Source organism: Desertivirga arenae, from assembly GCF_017355785.1.
Classification (GTDB): domain Bacteria; phylum Bacteroidota; class Bacteroidia; order Sphingobacteriales; family Sphingobacteriaceae; genus Desertivirga; species Desertivirga arenae.
This window is the reverse complement of record NZ_JAFEWE010000011.1, coordinates 13,461-32,113: the sequence shown is the minus strand read 5'-3', so window position 1 is coordinate 32,113 and position 18,653 is coordinate 13,461. Positions and strand designations below refer to the sequence as shown.

Annotated in this window: 12 protein-coding genes; 10 read left to right on the top strand and 2 right to left on the bottom strand. The window is 43.4% G+C overall.

The features are described 5' to 3' along the window. Positions 1-296: 296 nt before the first annotated feature. The 6 genes from J4N24_RS18905 (at position 297) to J4N24_RS18880 (ending at position 9,753) form a co-directional block, all read left to right on the top strand. Positions 297-2,447 carry a glycoside hydrolase family 31 protein gene (locus J4N24_RS18905; RefSeq protein WP_207535294.1) on the top strand — a complete coding sequence of 717 codons (2,151 nt, stop codon included), beginning with the start codon at positions 297-299 and terminating at the stop codon, positions 2,445-2,447. A 2-nt stretch (positions 2,448-2,449) separates the two neighbouring features. Then, entirely contained in the window at positions 2,450-3,631 is a 1,182-nt protein-coding gene (locus J4N24_RS18900; RefSeq protein ID WP_207535293.1) for an alginate lyase family protein, read from the top strand. 16 nt (positions 3,632-3,647) lie between these two features. Continuing rightward, positions 3,648-5,546 (top strand): alpha-L-fucosidase, encoded by a 1,899-nt coding sequence (locus J4N24_RS18895; RefSeq protein WP_207535292.1) that lies wholly within the window; start codon positions 3,648-3,650, stop codon positions 5,544-5,546. A gap of 222 nt (positions 5,547-5,768) precedes the next feature. Continuing rightward, on the top strand, positions 5,769-6,977 hold the full coding sequence (locus tag J4N24_RS18890) for a glycoside hydrolase family 88 protein (RefSeq protein ID WP_207535291.1): 1,209 nt from the start codon (positions 5,769-5,771) through the stop codon (positions 6,975-6,977). 9 nt (positions 6,978-6,986) lie between these two features. After that, complete coding sequence (locus J4N24_RS18885) at positions 6,987-8,291, top strand: polysaccharide lyase 6 family protein (protein ID WP_207535290.1); 1,305 nt, start codon at positions 6,987-6,989, stop codon at positions 8,289-8,291. Positions 8,292-8,361: 70 nt separating this feature from the next. Continuing rightward, positions 8,362-9,753, top strand: a complete 1,392-nt coding sequence (locus J4N24_RS18880; protein ID WP_242691732.1) for an alpha-L-fucosidase — start codon at positions 8,362-8,364, stop codon at positions 9,751-9,753. Positions 9,754-9,862: 109 nt separating this feature from the next. On the opposite strand, the gene J4N24_RS18875 is transcribed toward J4N24_RS18880, so the two are convergent. Beyond that, the gene (locus J4N24_RS18875; protein WP_242691731.1) at positions 9,863-11,377 is read right to left on the bottom strand and encodes a hypothetical protein; all 1,515 of its coding nucleotides are present in this window, start codon (positions 11,375-11,377) and stop codon (positions 9,863-9,865) included. 264 nt (positions 11,378-11,641) lie between these two features. Here J4N24_RS18875 and J4N24_RS18870 point away from each other — a divergent pair, with 264 nt between their 5' ends. The 4 genes from J4N24_RS18870 to J4N24_RS18855 all read left to right on the top strand — a co-directional run bounded on the left by J4N24_RS18870 (position 11,642) and on the right by J4N24_RS18855 (position 17,494). Beyond that, positions 11,642-12,766 (top strand): glycoside hydrolase family 88/105 protein, encoded by a 1,125-nt coding sequence (locus J4N24_RS18870; protein ID WP_207535287.1) that lies wholly within the window; start codon positions 11,642-11,644, stop codon positions 12,764-12,766. A 56-nt stretch (positions 12,767-12,822) separates the two neighbouring features. Beyond that, on the top strand, positions 12,823-14,880 hold the full coding sequence (locus tag J4N24_RS18865) for a glucosidase family protein (protein ID WP_207535286.1): 2,058 nt from the start codon (positions 12,823-12,825) through the stop codon (positions 14,878-14,880). Positions 14,881-14,987: 107 nt separating this feature from the next. After that, positions 14,988-17,099, top strand: coding sequence for an alpha-galactosidase (locus J4N24_RS18860; RefSeq protein ID WP_242691730.1), 2,112 nt, complete (start codon positions 14,988-14,990; stop codon positions 17,097-17,099). Between the two features lie 59 nt (positions 17,100-17,158). After that, on the top strand, positions 17,159-17,494 hold the full coding sequence (locus J4N24_RS18855) for an L-rhamnose mutarotase (protein WP_207535284.1): 336 nt from the start codon (positions 17,159-17,161) through the stop codon (positions 17,492-17,494). A gap of 134 nt (positions 17,495-17,628) precedes the next feature. Here the strand turns inward: J4N24_RS18855 and J4N24_RS18850 are convergent, their stop codons facing one another. Further along, entirely contained in the window at positions 17,629-18,546 is a 918-nt protein-coding gene (locus J4N24_RS18850) for an AraC family transcriptional regulator (RefSeq protein WP_207535283.1), read from the bottom strand. Positions 18,547-18,653 lie beyond the last annotated feature (107 nt).

Sequence of the window (18,653 nt, the reverse complement as noted above, 5' to 3'; positions counted from 1 at the left end):
CGGGGGATTGTCATCCCGACTCCCCTCTGTCATCTCGACGACAGGAGAGATCCTAAAACGCCTTGCTATAAAGTGTTCTACGATCCTCCTCAGGTCGGGATGACATTTTTTTTCCCCTTCTTCCGCCAAAATAGTTGAACTCTTCGACAAGCAAACAGAATAAAGCCTCAGCAATTAACGCGTAATTGCATTCATTAACTTATCAATAAACTAACACATGGAAATACTCAAGAGGTTCTTACTAGCTTGATGAGTATCTACATAACCAGATAAATTATAAACACACATTAAGATATATGAGACAATTTCGATTCCTGTTCTTCTGCTTGCTTCTTACCAGTTCTTCGTTAGCTCTACCGGCTCAGGAAGTTGTATGGTCTGAAGTACAAACAGGCGTTTGGAAAGCAGTAGTAGGAAGGCCGGAAAGTTACGACCTGTTGAAAGCAGCAGGTGCAACTCCCAATAAAGCAGCATTGACTAAAGTGGGACAGGCAAACTTCCCGTTCTCAAAAAACGACATTGAATTTAAAGTAGTAGAAGGAAAGACTTACCTAAGGTTTCCCTTGCAGAAAGGAGAGCAGCTGTATGGCTTCGGTTTGAATTTCCAAACCGTGCATCAGCGCGGAAAGATCCTTGAGTTGCACGTAGATCATTACGGAGGCAAGGATAATGGTCGCACTCATGCACCAACACCTTTTTATGTTTCTTCAAATGGGTATGGAGTTTTTGTAAATTCAGCACGGTATATTAAAGTATGGGCCGGTTCGGGAGTAAGAAAAGACAGTCCGAACTTTCCTGAACCAAAAGATCGCAACACTGATAAAAGTTGGGCAAGCCGCCCTTATTCAGATGCGGTAGAAATGCTGGTGCCTGCAGAAGGGGTTGAAGTGTACGTATTCGGAGGGCCGAAACCTTTGGACGCGGTAAGAAGGTACAACCTGATGAACGGAGGCGGTTGTCTGCCTCCTAGATGGGGATTAGGTTTTACTCAACGGGTAATGACCCGTTCAACTGCTCAGGATGTTGAAAACGAAGTAAATCTGTTCGAGGAAAAAGGGTATCCATTGGACTTTGTCGGACTAGAGCCCGGATGGCAAAGCAAAGCCTACCCCGGTACCTTTTCCTGGGATAAAGGCCGTTTTCCTGAACCTTCTGCTTTCGTTAAAAGTATGCTAAACAGAGGCATTCGTCTTAATCTTTGGATAAACCCTTACGTATCTCCGGATGCCCCCTTCTATAAAGAGATCCGGCCTCTGACCAGTTCGCATACTGTCTGGTTAGGCGCTGTTCCTGATTTTAATATGCCTAAAGCCCGGGAGTTGTTCTTTGGACAGTTGCAAAAAGATCAGGTAGATATCGGCGTAAGTGGTTACAAGATTGACGAGGTAGATGGCTACGACCATTACCTATGGCCAGACGTTGCTTCTTTTCCTTCGGGGATCAGTGCAGAGCAGATGAGGCAGACTTATGCCATGCTGGCTATGCGATACAGTGCAGACTTGTTCAAAAAACGAAATCAGCGCACCTTCGGATTAGTGCGTGCCGCTAATGGAGGAGCGTCATCTTTCCCTTACGTTATCTACAACGATTATTACAATCACGAAGATTTTATAACAGCACTAGTTAACAGTGGTTTTGCTGGAGTTCTTTGGACACCTGAAGTACGGGCTTCCAAAACCGGTGAGGAATGGCTGAGAAGATTTCAGTCAAATGTGTTCTCTCCAATGGCAATGATCAATGCATGGGCAAGTGGAACCAAACCCTGGACATATCCAGAAGTGGAAAAGCAGGTGAAGGAATATGCTTTGTTGCGGATGAAAATGATGCCTTACTGGTATTCTGAATTTGCGAAATACCATTTTGAAGGCACTCCTCCTTTCAGAGCTATGAACCTGGAAGATGGCTTTAACCTGGAGGTGAAGAAGGAAGTGTTAACCAATGTAAATCTGGAAGAGAATCCTTACGCAGAAGCAAAGTCGAAAGAAATTAAAGATCAATATATGGCTGGCGAGTATTTACTTGTAGCACCAATGTTTACCGGACAAACATCCCGGAAAGTAGTGTTGCCTAAAGGTAAGTGGTACGATTTCTATACAGGAAAATTAGCGGGTGATGGTGAGGTAATTACGGTAACACCAGGATTAGACCGGATTCCCGTGTTCGTTAAAGACGGAGGAATCATTCCAATGATGCCGCCGGCACTTCGCGCTCCAAAAGCGAATCAGAAAGTAGATATCGAAGTACGTTATTACGGTGCAAAGCCAGGTTCTTATCGCTTATATGATGATGACGGGGAAACTTTTGATTTCGAAAAAGGAGAGTTTACCTGGCGTGATATTAAGGTTGAATTGAAGAAGAACGGCCAGATAAAAGGTTCGATCTCTGCCCCGGCAATGGGTAAACCTAATACAATTGGCAAAGTGATTTTCACTAAAATGACCAGCTAAAGATGAGCCTTAGAATCCTTTTTTTTATTTTTTTAATAATTGGTTACGTTTTCCCGGGGGCCGCTGCCAGGCAGCCCGCCGGGATTAATTTTGAAAGGAAGGCAACAAAAGTGCTGAGGCAACAGGTCTTTGAGGAAGCGACCTGGGCATTGATGCAACAGCCCGTTACTGTAACCACTGAAAGTTCTTCCCGTAGTGCTGGCACTAAACACGATTTTTTTTCTGAAGGCGACTACTGGTGGCCAGATCCGAAAAATCCGGAAGGTCCTTATATTCAAAAAGATGGCCTCACAAATCCTGGTAATTTTGTAGCTCATCGGCAAGCCATGATCCGGTTTAGTAAAATTATCTGCGCGCTGGCTTCTGCCTATAAAATTACCGGAGATGAAAAGTATGTGAGGCATGCTTTAGTTCATTTAAAAGCCTGGTTTATCAATCCCGAAACGTTGATGAATCCTAATCTTCAATTCGCACAGGCAATTAGAGGAAGATTTACTGGCAGGGGGATAGGTATTATCGATACGATCCAGCTGATGGAAGTTGCCCAGGGAATTATTGTAATGGAGGATTCTAAAGCGATGGATAAAGCAGCATTAAAGGGAATAAAGGAATGGTTCTCAAAGTATCTTACCTGGCTAACCACTCATCCCTATGGAAAAGACGAAATGAATGCTGAAAATAATCACGGTACATGTTGGGTGATGCAAGTAGCCTCTTTTGCCAAATTAACAGGTAATAAAGATTTGATGAAGTTCTGCAGCGATCGTTATAAGACAGTTCTGCTTCCAAATCAAATGGCTATAGATGGAAGTTTCCCACGCGAGCTAAAAAGAACAAAGCCGTATGGTTACTCGCTTTTTAATTTAGATGCAATGACAACTCTTTGTCAGATCCTCTCCACAAAAAAAGATAATCTCTGGGAATATAAACTAGCTGATGGCAGAACTATCAGAAAAGGGGTTGAATATCTCTTTCCATATGTTGCCGATAAATCTAAATGGCCTTTATCTAAAGATGTGATGTATTGGGAGAACTGGCCGGTAGCTCATCCTTTCCTTGTTTTTGGTGCAGAGGCATTTGGCAAAGATAATTGGTTTACCACCTGGAGCAGTTTAGAACATAATCCAACAGTAGAAGAGGTGCTCAGGAATTTACCCATCAGGCATCCTCTGATTTGGTTGTAATAATTAAAGAATTACCATGATTTGCTATAGAAAAGGTTCTTTGAACCAGGTTAGGCGTCTATTGCTCGTGACCATTCTTCTCCCGGCATTCCATTTATTGTCCTTTGCGCAAGTGGCCGGCGACGAAGATAAAAATATGTTCAACCAGGCGAAGGAACGCGATCAAATAGCGATGAACGAAGCCAGGGAAGGATGGTGGTCGGAGTCGATGAAAACGCACGATCAGCGTATTCAATGGTGGCGGGATGCAAAATTTGGAATGTTTGTGCACTGGGGCATTTACTCCAGTCCCGCCGGCGAATGGAAGGGAAAAGTGGTGCAGGGCTATGCAGAACATCTCATGCGAAAGGAAAAACTTTCAAGAGCTGAGTATATTGAGCTGGCTCATCAATTTAATCCGGTAAAATTCAATGCTGAAGAATGGATCCTGAATGCGAAGAAAGCAGGAATGAATTACTTTATCATTACTGCCAAGCATCATGACGGTTTTGCTCTATGGGATTCTAAAGTTTCCGACTTCGATATAAAGGATCAGACACCTTTCTCCCGTGATCCATTAGCAGAATTAGCAGCCGCAGCAAAAAAGCATGGTGTAAATTTCGGGTTTTACTATTCCCATGCTTTCGACTGGGAGCACCCGGACGCACCCGGCAACGACTGGGAATATCAGAACCCGGGTGGCGATAAATTGCTTGGGGGAGCCACCTGGTTCGATAATCACCCTGAATGGCTTCCAAAAGCTGTAAAATATGTAGACGAAAAAGCAATTCCTCAGATAAAAGAGTTGATTCGTAATTATCATCCCGATATCCTCTGGTTTGATACTCCGCATAAACTTCCTTTATCTGAGAATATTCGCATTCTGAAAGCTATCCGCGAAACAGATCCTAAAATCGTAGTAAACGGTCGTTTGGCGAGAAGTGCTTCAGGGAATTTTGGAGATTATATCAACACAGGGGATAGACCTGCAGAATTTCGTTCAACTGATGGGGACTGGGAAGCAATTCCAACTACCAATGAGTCCTACGGCTATTCTAAACACGATAACAGTCATAAATCCGCTAAATTCTTTATTCAGTTACTGGCTAAAGCATCTTCCCGCGGAGGAAATCTATTAACCAATATAGGTCCTAAAGGTGACGGAAGTCTTGATAAGAAAGACAAACGTATATTGGATAGCATCAGTAGCTGGATCAGCAGGTATCCTGAAAGTATTTATGGTACGAACAGAACAGCGCTTCCAATTCCTGCCTGGGGGGTAGTTACAGAAAAACCGAACAAGCTTTATCTGCATGTTTTTAACTGGCCTGTTGATGGAAGATTGCTGGTAGGAGGCTTGAAAAATAAGGTCACGAAAGCATATCTACTCGCGGATCGAACGCAAAAGTCGCTGCCAGCAAAGCGTTTAGGAGAAGCCGATATCACTATAAAGGTTCCAATGAAAAGTCCTGATGCGGCGGATGCTGTAGTAGTTCTTGAGATAGACGGACCGACTCAGGCAGAACCAGTACGTCGCCTGTCTTCAAAGGGCATAACCAACCGTTTGCTCGCTTTTGATGCAGACCTGCACGGTAATGGTTTTGGTTTCGGAGATGGTAAAACGAATCGCTATTTCGTAGATGGCTGGAAGTCGACTGATCAATATCTATCCTGGAAGTTTAAAATTCTGGAACCAGCAAGGTATAAACTGATCGTGAAATACCTCGGTGCCGCATCCGCGGGATCGTATGAAGTTTCTGTTGGAAGATTAAAAAAGGAGTTAACAGTATCAGCAAAAAACGATGGCGTAATTTCCCAGGAAGCAGGAAGGATCTCTTTACAACCGGGCAAACATGAATTAACAATTAAGCCAATAAGCATAAAAGGAGGAGAGCTAATGAAGCTGCTGGAAGTGCAGTTAGTTCCTGTTAACTAGTTATGAAGAGGTGGGTTGTTTTGTCATTCCAGCTTCCCCAATTATCATTCCGACGATAGGAGGAATCTTAAAGCGCTAGATGGGTAAGCTGACTACGTTCTCGGTTCTCTCCTCACGTCAAGGTGACAAAGATTATAAAGCGACAAAGCGCATAAGATCAAAAGTTGATTAATAAAATGAAAGTGATAAGAAGTAGAAAGACCTGTAAAGATTATTAAACGAATGAAACTAAAGTACACGTACACACTATTAACAGCCGCACTGCTGCAAACTGCAGCATTCGCACAAAAGGTAAATATCAGGAAAGCATTCGATCATGCTGAAAAGCAAACTACAGTGATGCTTAAGGAAATTCAAAAAGCTAAAGATCCTTCAAAGCTAGAAATTGTTTCTCCCCGGACGCTGGAACATGGATATTTAAAACTCGTTGCTTCCCGCGATTGGACCAGTGGCTTTTTTCCTGGTGTTCTATGGTTCTTATATGAATACACGGGCGACTCAAACTGGCAAACCCAGGCGAAGAAATTTACAACAGAGATTGAAAAAGAGCAATTCAATGGTACCACCCATGATATGGGATTCAAAGTTTATTGCAGTGCAGGAACGGGACTTCGTATAACTAATGATGCTCACTACAAAGATGTTGTCGTTCAATCTGCAAAAACTCTCGCTACCCGTTTCAATCCTAAAACAGGTGTAATCCTTTCCTGGGATCATAGTCGGGATAAATGGGTAAACCCGGTGATCATAGATAATATGATGAACCTTGAACTGCTGTTTGAGGCAACAAAGCTAACCGGGGATTCATCTTTTCATAAAATTGCTGTTTCCCATGCAAATACAACGATGAAAAATCACTTCCGGCCCGATTATAGTTCCTATCACGTTATTGATTACGATCCGCAAACCGGGGCGGTACTTAAAAAAAATACACATCAGGGATACAGTCATGAATCCTCATGGTCACGGGGACAAGGCTGGGCCGTTTACGGTTACACCATGTGTTATCGCGAGACTAAAAACCCGTCCTACCTGAAACAGGCCGAAAACGTAGCCAACTTCATTCTTAACAATAAGAATATGCCTGAAGATTTGGTCCCTTATTATGACTTTGATGCTCCTGGTATCCCGAACGAGCCTCGTGATGCTTCTGCTGCCGCGGTTATTGCTTCCGGATTATATGAGTTAAGTACCTATAGCAAGAACGGTGACATCTATCGCAAGGCTGCTGACAAAATGATGAATAGTCTCAGCACCAGGTACATTTCTCCGGTGGGACAAAATAAAGGCTTTATACTTCTCCACAGCACAGGTTCCAAACCATCAAACAGTGAAGTAGACGTGCCTCTGTCTTATGCAGATTATTACTATCTGGAAGCTTTACTCCGTAAGAAGAATCTGGGAGAAAACAAGTCATTGGTTAAACTATAGTTTTTGAACATGAAAAGATTTTTAATAGTTGTTACGATCGCGGTGTCTTTAGCCTCAACTCTTCAGGCAAAAGATTTTAAGATCAGATCGGCAAGCGAATTAACAGGGCTGAATTTGCAGCCGGGAGATAACGTGATTTTAACTGGGGGCGACTGGAAAGATCAGCATCTGGTATTTCAGGGGAAGGGAACTGAGCAGAAGCCAATCGTGCTGACAACCGAGAAACCAGGTAAAATGAAGCTCGCCGGTAATTCCACATTGAAGATTGACGGAGAATGGCTGCAGGCTGAGGGTTTATTATTTCAGGATGGCTACTCGCAAAAAGAAGACATTGTAGTTTTCTCAGAAAAGTCAGCTAATTCCCGCCTCACAAATTCTGCTATTATCGATTTCAGTAATCCTGACAATAAGGTGGATTATCGCTGGGTGTCGTTAAACGGAACGCGAAACCGGGTGGATCACTGCTACTTCAAGGGAAAAACGCATCAGGGAGTTACCCTCGTTGTATGGTTGTCTGAAAAGCCTAATTATCACCAGATCGATCATAACTACTTCGGGCCTCGCCCGGAATTAGGAAGGAACGGAGGGGAAACCATTCGGATCGGTACAAGCACCTGGTCTTTTCATGATTCGTTTACAACCGTAGAGAACAATGTTTTCGAGCATTGTGATGGAGAACTGGAAGCGATATCCAATAAATCGTGTAAGAATACCCTTCGCAATAACTTGTTCTATGAATGTAAGGCTACCCTTACCCTCCGCCATGGTAACAACTCGGAAGTTTATGGGAATTACTTTATAGGAAACAACAAGCCTGGAACTGGAGGTATTCGCCTCATCGGCGAGAATCATAAAGTATACGACAATCACATGCAGGAGCTGAGTGGAACCAGCGTGAGTGCAGCTCTTTCGGTTATGGCAGGCCTTCCCAATCCTGTTTTAACCAGCCACTGGCAGGTTAAAAACGCCTCGATCACTGGTAACACGATCATCAATTGCAAAGAGTCTTTTGCAATTGGTGCAGGCTATAACCCTCAGCGGTGTTTACCTGCTTTAAACACGGTATTCGCAAACAATGTCATCGTTACAAAGGAGGAACCCCTGAAATGGTATGATGATAAAGTAGATATCAATTTCAGTAATAATACAGTATGGGGAATCCCGTCAGCAGCGAAACTTCCAGAAGGATTTAGCATGAAAGATCCCCAACTAAAAAAGGACAACAACGGGCTATATGCGCTTGAAGGAAAGATGGTTTCTCCATTCTGGAAGTCGGAAAAAATAGGCCCACAGTGGCTGGATTTGAAGATATAATCAAAACATAACCGATAAACAGATCATGGTGAAAAAAATACTTCTAATGCTCCTCACAAGCAGCGTTTTTATGAACAGTGTTAGTGCACAGCAGAATCTTTCGAAAGACGAACGTATGAAATGGTGGCGTGAAGCCCGTTTCGGAATGTTCATCCACTTCGGAGTTTATGCTCAATTGGCCGGAGAGTACAACGGTCATCAGCAGGCCCGGGGAGGAGCCGAATGGATCTTCAACCGTATGAAGATCCCGGTAGCAGAGTATAAAGCAGTTGCAAAACAATTTGACCCGGTAAAATTTGATGCAGACGCCTGGGTGAAAACTGCAAAAGATGCAGGAATGAAGTATCTCATCATCACAGCGAAGCATCATGATGGGTTTGCATTATTTGATTCCAAGGCGAGCGACTGGGATATTATGGATGCATCGCCCTACAGGAAGGATCTGTTAAAACCGCTTGCTGCAGCTTGCAAAAAGTACGGGGTCAAATTAGGCCTCTACTACTCCCATGCTCAGGATTGGGGCAATCCAGGAGGCTCTGCAGCCCGTAAGGAAATGCGTGAAGGTTGGCCGAATCCTGATAGTACAAAAATAGACAATTACACCAGAGAACATAAAGGCCATTGGGATCCAGCCCAGGAAACGCGCTCTTTTGATGAATATATTGATAAGGTGTCTGTTCCTCAGGTTAAAGAACTGATGACAGAATACGGAGACATTGCAGTACTATGGTGGGATACTCCAACAAATATGACTGATGAAGCCGCCCAAAAACTTCAGGATGTACTTAAAAAGTATCAACCCAATATTATTACCAATGATCGTTTAAAACGCCCGAATTTCCCTGGCGATACTAAAACTCCGGAGCAGAAGATCCCCGACGCGAGTGAGCTTGACGGCAAGGACTGGGAAACCTGTATGACCATGAATGGAACCTGGGGTTACCGTAAGTCAGATAACAAATGGAAATCTTCCGAAACCCTTATCCGTAATCTGGTTGATATCGCTTCAAAAGGCGGAAATTATCTGTTAAATGTTGGACCAAAACCAGACGGGTCATTTCCTCAGGAAAGCATTGACAGATTGAAAGCAATGGGCTACTGGATGAAAGTAAATAGCGAGGCGATCTATTCAACCAAAGCTAATCCCTTAGAGGCTGTAACCTGGGGACGTATCACATGCAAGCCTTCTAAAAATGGTACCACGCTTTATCTTTCAGTTTTTGACTGGCCTTCAAACGGGCAACTGGTAGTTCCGGGACTTAAGAATAAAGTTTCTTCCGCTTTATTATTAGCCGGAGGTAAGTCTTTAAAAACAAACCTGGGAACAAACGGAGTAACTATTACTCTTCCATCTCAGGCCCCGGATAAAGTTGCCTCAGTGATTAAATTAGAAGTACAGGGGCAGATACAGGCTAAAAGCTTAAATCCTGCAGGAAAGATGAAAACGGGGGAGTTGGATTAGAGCTAAAAATTTTGTCATCTCGACGATAGGAGAGATCTTAAGAGCGGCTTATTGCTGAAAGTCGTTCAAGGTCCCTCCTTGGATCGGAATGATAAAAGAGGAAGAAGTATTACTTCTTCCTACTCCTAAGCTGCGCCATATACAACGACTCCGGATTTAACCCCGCCTTGTTCTGATTCTCCCAAACACCATCAGGCCTTCCGGAAAACCTTCCATCAGACTTTTCACCCTGAGTTCCTATGCTATAGTTAAGGCCTGATGCCCATGGACTTTGAACAGCCGCCCTTTTAACCTTACAGTTCCAAAGTACCTGCGTTACTCCCGCCCAGCCATGTCCGCTGCCCCAGTTACCCCGATCCTGAATATTAATTTCTCCATCCGTGATAATGTTATCATATAAAGTTCCGGCAGCCCAACGGTGATGAGGGCCAATATCAGCATGAGTGCTGGAAGCTTTGCAATTATAAAACACATTCGGTCCCAGCGTACGGGCTCCGGTAACATAATCGTGGCGCCCTTCAGTTGTTTCCAGGTTCATAAAGAGATTCTGCTGACCGTCGTTGTTAAACGAATATCTCCGCCCCCCCGTAATAATTGACTTGGCATCAAAACATTTTGAATCTTTAACGGTGATGTTCTTTGCTCCATTTTCAAGGCTAACGCAAGAGTAGGCAAAGTATTTCGAGGTAAGGTTTCGAGCCCAGCCGTTCTCCACCTTATCAAATTTTACCGCTATCCAGCTATGATCTTCATCTGTATCATTTGTATAGGCCGACTCAAAAAACATATTCTCTATGCCCACCTCCGTAATCCTGCCTTTAAAGCTCGACTTGTAGATTTGGCCGCCACCATATTTTTCCTCCATCTGCATCATTACCGGATTGTCTATCATGATCTTGTTACCATCGATCGCAGTGATCTTTCTTTCAAAGCGAAGATCGTATTCTCCAGGCTGCCATTGCTTGGTGCCTTGACGAGCCTCGATCCTATCCATCTGAATATCTTTTATCCACTCTGTAGTGCCTGGCCTTAATAACACAATTTCGTCTCCAACCTTAAATTGCGAAGCTGAAGAAACCGTAAAAGATGTAGCTCCAACAGGAACATATTTGTCTGTAATTTTAACTCTGCTTCCGGCGATTTCCGCTAACGAACCTGTTCCTGAAATTTGAACCAGGGCTCTTTGGCCTTTTCCTGCAGCAATCAGTCGTGTACCCATGGCGGCGTCGCCTTCACCGCGTAGTACAATTCCGCTTTGATTAATTTTAATAGCGTCAGCAATAACATATTGACCTTTCCTCAGCAAAATCGCACCTCTGAAGCCATTCTTATCTAAAGGCATCTTTGCAACTTCGTTGATAGCATGCTGTATGATCTCATCACTGCTACCGGTTGCAGCTGCATTTACTGATTTTACTATCCGTACATCGGGAATTTCAATCTCACCGTGGTGATATCCCACGTGGCTGAAGTCGGGAATAGTGTTACCTTTTCCGTCAGCATTGTACTTCAATTGTCCGTCTTGCATTACTGTAACAAGGCTCGATTCCCAGGGATCCTTAAATTCTGCTTTAAATGCCAGACTCAGGCATAAGCTTCCAATTAGTAAAGTTCTTTTCAACATGATCATTTGTGTTTGCTGAACGCATCAGAAGAAGCAGCGCCGATCTGCATTCAGTTGTATTGTGCGTGTATGTCTAATGTAGGAACATGAACAGTCCGTTTATTTTCGGACATTGGCAAACAGCTCTGTTATTTTAGCTTTTTCAGGCCTGAAAGAACCAGTAGAAGATGTTAATATAGTTGAATCAGAAGCTAAACTACACGCTCCTTTACTATTCGATTTTCGATTAATTGCAAAGCCATAATAAACCTGGTTTTTAAGTTTATGAAAAGACTAAATTCTGTCGCTGTTGCTTTGTTAATGAGCAGCCCCTGTATTTTGTTAGCCCAGTCAACGGATCTAAAAAACTGGCCAAAGGGAAGTTCACCACAGGAAGTTGGAATGCGGGTAGCAGAACGTTTTCTTGCAACTCCTCACACTAATTTTAACCGTCCAACACCTCCCACCCGTATTTCTTATCCGGAAACCTGTACATGGTATGGTGCGCTCAAATTCGCAAGAGCAACAAAAGATAAAGGATTAACACAAAAGCTTGCCGCGCGATTTGAACCCTTGTTTAAAGAGGAAGCATCAATGGTTCCTGTACCCGATCATGTTGACTACTGTGTGTTTGGATCTGTTCCCCTTGAATTATATGTACAGACGAAAGAACATAAATATTTAGCGATGGGGCAAGGAATTGCCGACAAACAATGGGCACCTCCTGAAGGGCCTAGAGTGAAGCCGGAATCTTATGAATACTACAAACAAGGTCTTACCTGGCAAACCCGGATGTGGATCGACGATATGTTCATGATCAATGCTGTACAAGCCCAGGCTTATCGAGCTACAAAAGATGAAAAATACATCAACCGTGCGGCAAAGGAAATGGTAGTTTATCTTGATTCATTACAAAAACCAAATGGACTGTTTTACCACGCTCCCGACGTACCTTTCTTCTGGGCAAGAGGAAACGGATGGATGGCTGCGGGAATGGCGGAGATCCTAACCTCGCTTCCTGCTAATAATCCTAACCGGCCTAGAATCATGGAACGCTACAAAAATATGATGGCTTCATTGCTTAAATATCAGGCGCCAAGCGGACTATGGAGGCAATTGATTGACGACCCTGCATCCTGGGAAGAGAGTTCGGGAACAGGTATGTTCACTTACGCAATGATAGTCGGAGTTAAAAAAGGCTGGCTAGATAAAAAAGAATACAGCCCAGCGGTAAGAAAGGCCTGGCTGGGATTAGTTTCCTACCTGGACCATAATGCCGACATAAAGGACGTCTGCGAAGGCACCAATAAGAAAAACGATAGGCAGTATTATCTGGATAGAAAACGAGTAACCGGCGACCTGCATGGGCAAGCTCCAATTCTATGGTCGGCGGCAGCCCTTCTTGATTAACTAAATCCATTTAAATCAATGACACCCCACCCGGGAATCTAAAAGTTCTAATCTCTATGATTAAAGGTTTTAAGTTTAAAACACTTCTTTTTGCTTTTACTTATTTTTCAATCCACACCTCATATGCACAGGTGAAACTAACAGATCAGCAGGATCGCTGGGCAATTCAGCAAGACGGAAGCATTTTGTGGAAAGTAGATGGGCGCTTGCCTCATACCGACCATATTGAAATGAGTGGTGAGAAGGTTTCCCTCTGGGTAGAATACGGATTAGATGCAGAAGGTCGATCGAATATCACCAGGACTGTTGTTTTTCCAACTTTTCGTGTGTTACCTGATAATACCCGAAGTCATATATCTTACACTTTCAACGATAGCGATCTTCCCCGGTTCTATATTAACAACCGTTTGCTTAAAACCTCTCTCAACAAAAGTGGGCGGTCTGGAGACCTTTCTTACAATATTTCAGAAGTAAGTCACAAAGGAGTGATGAAAGTAACTGCTCAGGCGGGTACACCTGCTCTGGTGAAAGTAGAGCGTAGCTTCTTCCCATCAGTAGATAAACCACTTGCCATTGAGAAGTTCGTCTTCACTAATATAAGCGATAAGGAAGTGAATGTGGTGATGGAGTACTTTAAGAAAGAAACTCGTACAGATGCAGCAAGAAGTAAAGGTAATTCCCACTCAGTGATTGCAGGTTCCTATGGGGAAGGTGCAAAGGTTTTACAACCAGGGAAAAGTGCAAGCTATGCTGTTTACTATCTGGCTACAGACACACCGAACCAGCCTCTCTCAATAAACCCCTATGCAGAACAAGTAGCACGCGAGAAAAGAATAGCATCCCTGATGGACCGTCTTCAGCTGGAAACTCCCGATAAAATCTTAAATACAGCTTTCGCTTTCGCAAAAATAAGAGGTACCGAAAGTATTTATAAAACGAAGGGAGGCTATATGCATGGCCCGGGCGGGTTAGCTTACTACGCGGCGATTTGGGCGAATGATCAGGCCGAATACATCAATCCTTTTTTCGCTTTCCTGGGAGATCCAGTAGGTGATAAATCGGCAATGAATGCTTACCGATGGTTTGCTAAATATATGAATCCTGACTATAAGCCTATCCCAAGTTCAATAGTTGCTGAAGGTGATGCTTTCTGGAAAGGTGCAGGCGACAGGGGAGACCAGGCAATGATTGCTTATGGCGCATCACGGTATGCCCTGACTTACGGAAACATTGATTCTGCAAAAGTGCTATGGCCATTAGTAGAATGGTGTCTGGAATTTAGTAACCGGAAGCTGAACGGCGACGGAGTTGTAACCTCGGATAGCGACGAGCTTGAGAACCGTTTTCCCGCAGGAAAAGCCAACCTGTCTACCAACACATTGTATTATGATGCTTTGCGTTCTGCGGCAATGCTTGGGCGTTTGTTGAATAAGCCAAAAGCCCAGACGGACAAGTATGAGCAACAGGCCACTTCGCTAAGAACCAATATCGAAAAGTATTTCGGAGCTAATGTTGAAGGTTTTGATACTTACAAATATTACGAGACGAACAATGTTTTAAGGGCCTGGATCTGTCTCCCACTAACCATGGGTATTTATAGTCGTAAGGAGGGTACCATCAATGCCTTGTTTTCGCCAAGATTATGGACAGCAGATGGCCTTGCTACCGAAGCAGGTAAACCCACATTTTGGGATCGTTCAACCTTATATGCTTTAAGGGGCGTATTCGCAGCTGGTGAAACGGAAAAGGCAATGAATTTTCTGAAATATTATTCAAGAAGGAGATTACTTGGAGAACATGTGCCTTACCCAGTTGAAGCTTATCCTGAAGGAAATCAAAGACATCTGTCTGCAGAAAGTGGTTTATACTGCCGGATATTCACTGAAGGACTTTTCGGAATCCGCCCAACCGGTTTCAGCACCTTCAACCTGAGTCCGCGTTTGCCAAAAGACTGGAATAAAATGGCTCTGAATCATATCAACGCCTTCGGGACTGTCTTCGATCTGGCCGTGGAAAGAGTGGGAAAACAAAAGCTCAACATCAGGATAAAAAAAGGCAATAACGTTAAGAAATACACTATTCAGGAAGGCGAAACTCAGATAGTTAAGCTTTAATCATCATTATCATATCAAATTCTCAGGCTCTTTAATATATCATGATTCAAATAAAGCCACCCGTTTTATTAGTACTACTCATTTCGTTGGTAAGTTCAGGCGAGGTTATGTCACAATCAAATAAACAAATAGTGCTGGAGACCCGTAACTCTGCCATGGTGCTCACAGTAGGTTCCCATCAGAAATTATTTCAGAGTTACCTCGGGGCCAGATTTAACCGTAGTGCCGATTATGCTGCCGTGCAATCAACCCGTCGGGAATCCTATATCGCTGCAGGTATGGAAGATCTTTTTGAACCAGCTATACGCGTTGTTCATGCCGATGGTAATCCTTCACTAGCTTTGCGTTATGTAACTCATACCTCCTCTAAGAAGGATGATAATACCATTGAAACAATTATTACTTTAAAGGATCCTCAATATGCTCTCCAGGTGCTACTTCACTATGTGACCTTCAATAAGGAAGATATCATCAAAACCTTCACCGAGATCAAGAATCAGGAAAAGGGAACAATAACCCTAAGTAATTATGCCTCGGCGATGCTTCATTTTGATGCATCGAAATATTGGCTTAGTCATTTCGACGGGGATTACATGACGGAAATGAGAATGAAGGAAACCCAGCTTACTACGGGGATCAAGATCCTTGACAGCAAGCTTGGGGCCAGAGCTCATATGTACCGTTCCCCGATGTTTTATTTGTCGCTCGACAAGCCTTCCTCTGAAAGAGAAGGAGAACTCATAGCGGGTACCCTCGGCTGGTCTGGTAACTTTCAAAATACCTTCGAGATCGATCAGCAGAATGGATTAAGGGTGATCTCCGGCATGAATCCTTATGCTTCTGATTATAAGCTTGAAGCAGGAAAGACTTTCACAACTCCAGAGTTTATTTTCACCTATACCCAGAAGGGAAAGGGACAGGCAAGCCGCAATCTTCATGATTGGGCAAGAAATTACGGGGTGCTCGACGGAAATAAGCCGCGGATGACCTTGCTGAACAATTGGGAAGCTACACATATGGACTTCAATCAGGATCTCCTTGTAGAGCTTTTTGACGGAGCAAAGAAACTGGGTGTTGATCTGTTTTTATTGGATGATGGCTGGTTCGGCAATAAATACCCGCGTGATGCTGATAAAACAGCACTTGGTGACTGGCAGGAAGATAAAAAGAAGCTTCCGGGAGGCATTGGTTATCTCGTTAGGCAAGCTGATGCCAAGGACCTAAAATTTGGTATCTGGCTGGAACCAGAAATGATCAGTCCGAAGAGCGAATTGTATGAAAAACATCCCGAATGGGTATTGAAACTCCAAAACCGGGAAGAAAGTCTTTCACGGAATCAGCTTGTGCTCGATCTGATCAATCCCAAGGTTCAGGATTTTGTGTACAACGTGGTGGATGAGCTATTAACAAAGAATCCTGGTGTGGCTTTCATTAAGTGGGACTGCAACCGGATGATGACTAATGCTTACTCCCCTTATCTTAAGAACAAGCAATCGAACCTTTATATCGACTACACCAGGAGCCTTTATAATGTGATGGCACGTTTAAGAAATAAATACCCTCACTTACCGATCATGCTTTGCGCGGGTGGAGGAGGAAGAACAGATTACGGAGCCCTTAAATACTTTACCGAATTCTGGCCCAGTGACAATACTGACGGATTTGAACGGGTGTTTATTCAATGGGGATATCTTAACTTCTTTCCTGCCTTAACTGTTTCAAGCCATGTAACCTCTATGGGGAAACAGCCGGTCAAGTTCAGAACAGATGTTGCGATGATGGGTAAGATGGGATACGATATCCGTGTGAAGAATATGACCGAAGAGGAAATTAAATTCAGTAACGCAGCCGTAATAACCTACAAAAGAATAAGCGACGTGATCTGGTTCGGTGATCTGTATCGCCTGATTTCTCCGTATGAAGAGCCTCGTGCCGTTTTGATGTATGCAGATAAGCATAAGAATAAAGCCATCCTTTTCAATTACATCCTCAATTTCCGCCGGAAAGAATATTTGGGTAAGGTGAAGTTAGACGGCCTGGATCCGGACAAGAACTACCGGATCGAGGAAATTAATATGATGCCTGATGCTAAATCTGTCCTTCCCGAAAATGGAGAAGTATTCAGCGGAGATTACTTAATGAAGGTTGGGCTTAACCTTTCCGCCGGTAAAGTAGCAGCAATAACCAGCTCCGTAATTGAAATAACCGCCACTAATTAAACACTACGAATGTCTAAAGAGAATTCGTAATGTAACTTACTCTTAATCTATAAATATCTATGGCAAGACATGTTTTTACGCTGGACCTGAAAGATAATGAACGTTTGATAGCAGAGTATGTTAAATGGCACCAAAACGTATGGCCAGAAATAAAGGAGAGTATTAAAAGTTCCGGAATTTCAGGCATGGAAATTTACCGGTACGGAACAAGGCTTTTCCTCTTAATGGATGTAGAGGAAGGTTTTACATTCCGCAAAAAAGCAGCCATGGATGCTGCAAATCCAAGAGTGCAGGAGTGGGAAGAGCTGATGTGGAAATATCAGAAGCCCTTACCTGGAACCAAGCCCGGGGAGAAATGGATACTAATGGAAAAGATGTTTGATTTAGGAGATTGAAGAGTATTTATAGCGCTTTAAGATCCCTCCTTAGGTCGGGATGACAAACAGGACGGTCGGGATGACAAGGTGGGAGACTTTGTCATCCCGACTCCAGGAGAGATCCTGATAGCCTTTCCCGTACAAGGAGGGCCTTACTTCGCTTCCTTATACTGCGGCAGCTCATTGTAATACATCGGAATAACCTTATTCTTTTTCAAGAATTCTTTCTGGTAGGCAGAAGGGCTTTTTCCGGTGATCACCTTAAAGTACTTATGGAAGCTTGCGAAGTTGTTAAAGCCGCTTTCATAGCAAATCTGCTTCACTGTAAAATTATCCTCGATCAAAAGTTTACAGGCATGTCCTACCTTTAGCTCTAGAATAAATTGCGAGTAAGTCTTACCCGTTTTCTGCTTAAAGAAACGGCAGAACGAATTCGGGCTAACATTAGCAATTTCAGCGATCTCTTCCAGGGATATCTTCTTTTTAAAATGCTTGAAGGTATAAGAATAAATGTCACTGATCTTCTCGCTTTCGCGGTAATCGCTCTTAAAGCCAATTGAGGAAAGAACTGTTATTCCTGAAGATTTCGCAATTTCATGCAAAGCCTGAATTAATAGCAGCATTCTTTCCAATCCATCCACCTGAAGCATTTTTTCAATAAGTTCAGCCACCACTTTACGGGCCTGACCGCCAACTTTGATACCTCTTTTTGCTTTTTCAAGAACGTCTTTTAAGATCTTGTTTTCTGGAAGGTTGGTAAATGGTTCACCCCAGAAATTCGGATGAAAGTGCACTACCCGGGTATCTACCGGATGGGTAGCAGCCTTTTCGAAGTGAATCTCATCAAACCTGCAAAGGTGTGGGAGTTCCGATCCGATCAGTACTACGTCGCCCGACTGGAAGTGTTTAATACTGTCTCCCACGAATTGAGTTCCCTTTCCCTTACTGAAATGTATAAGTTCAATTTCGGCGTGGTAATGCCATTTGTTATTTACATCAGGTACCAGGTCGCGCCTAACTGTAAAAGATTGAGTGGGCTCCTTCGAAAGTCTTAATAATTGAGGTTTCATAACGATTGGAATAATTGGTTACAACAGTACTTGCGAGAAGGATGAAGGATAATTCCTTATAAAGCCTGAATGCTTCTGCTTCCCGCGATTTTCATCATCAAAGGACG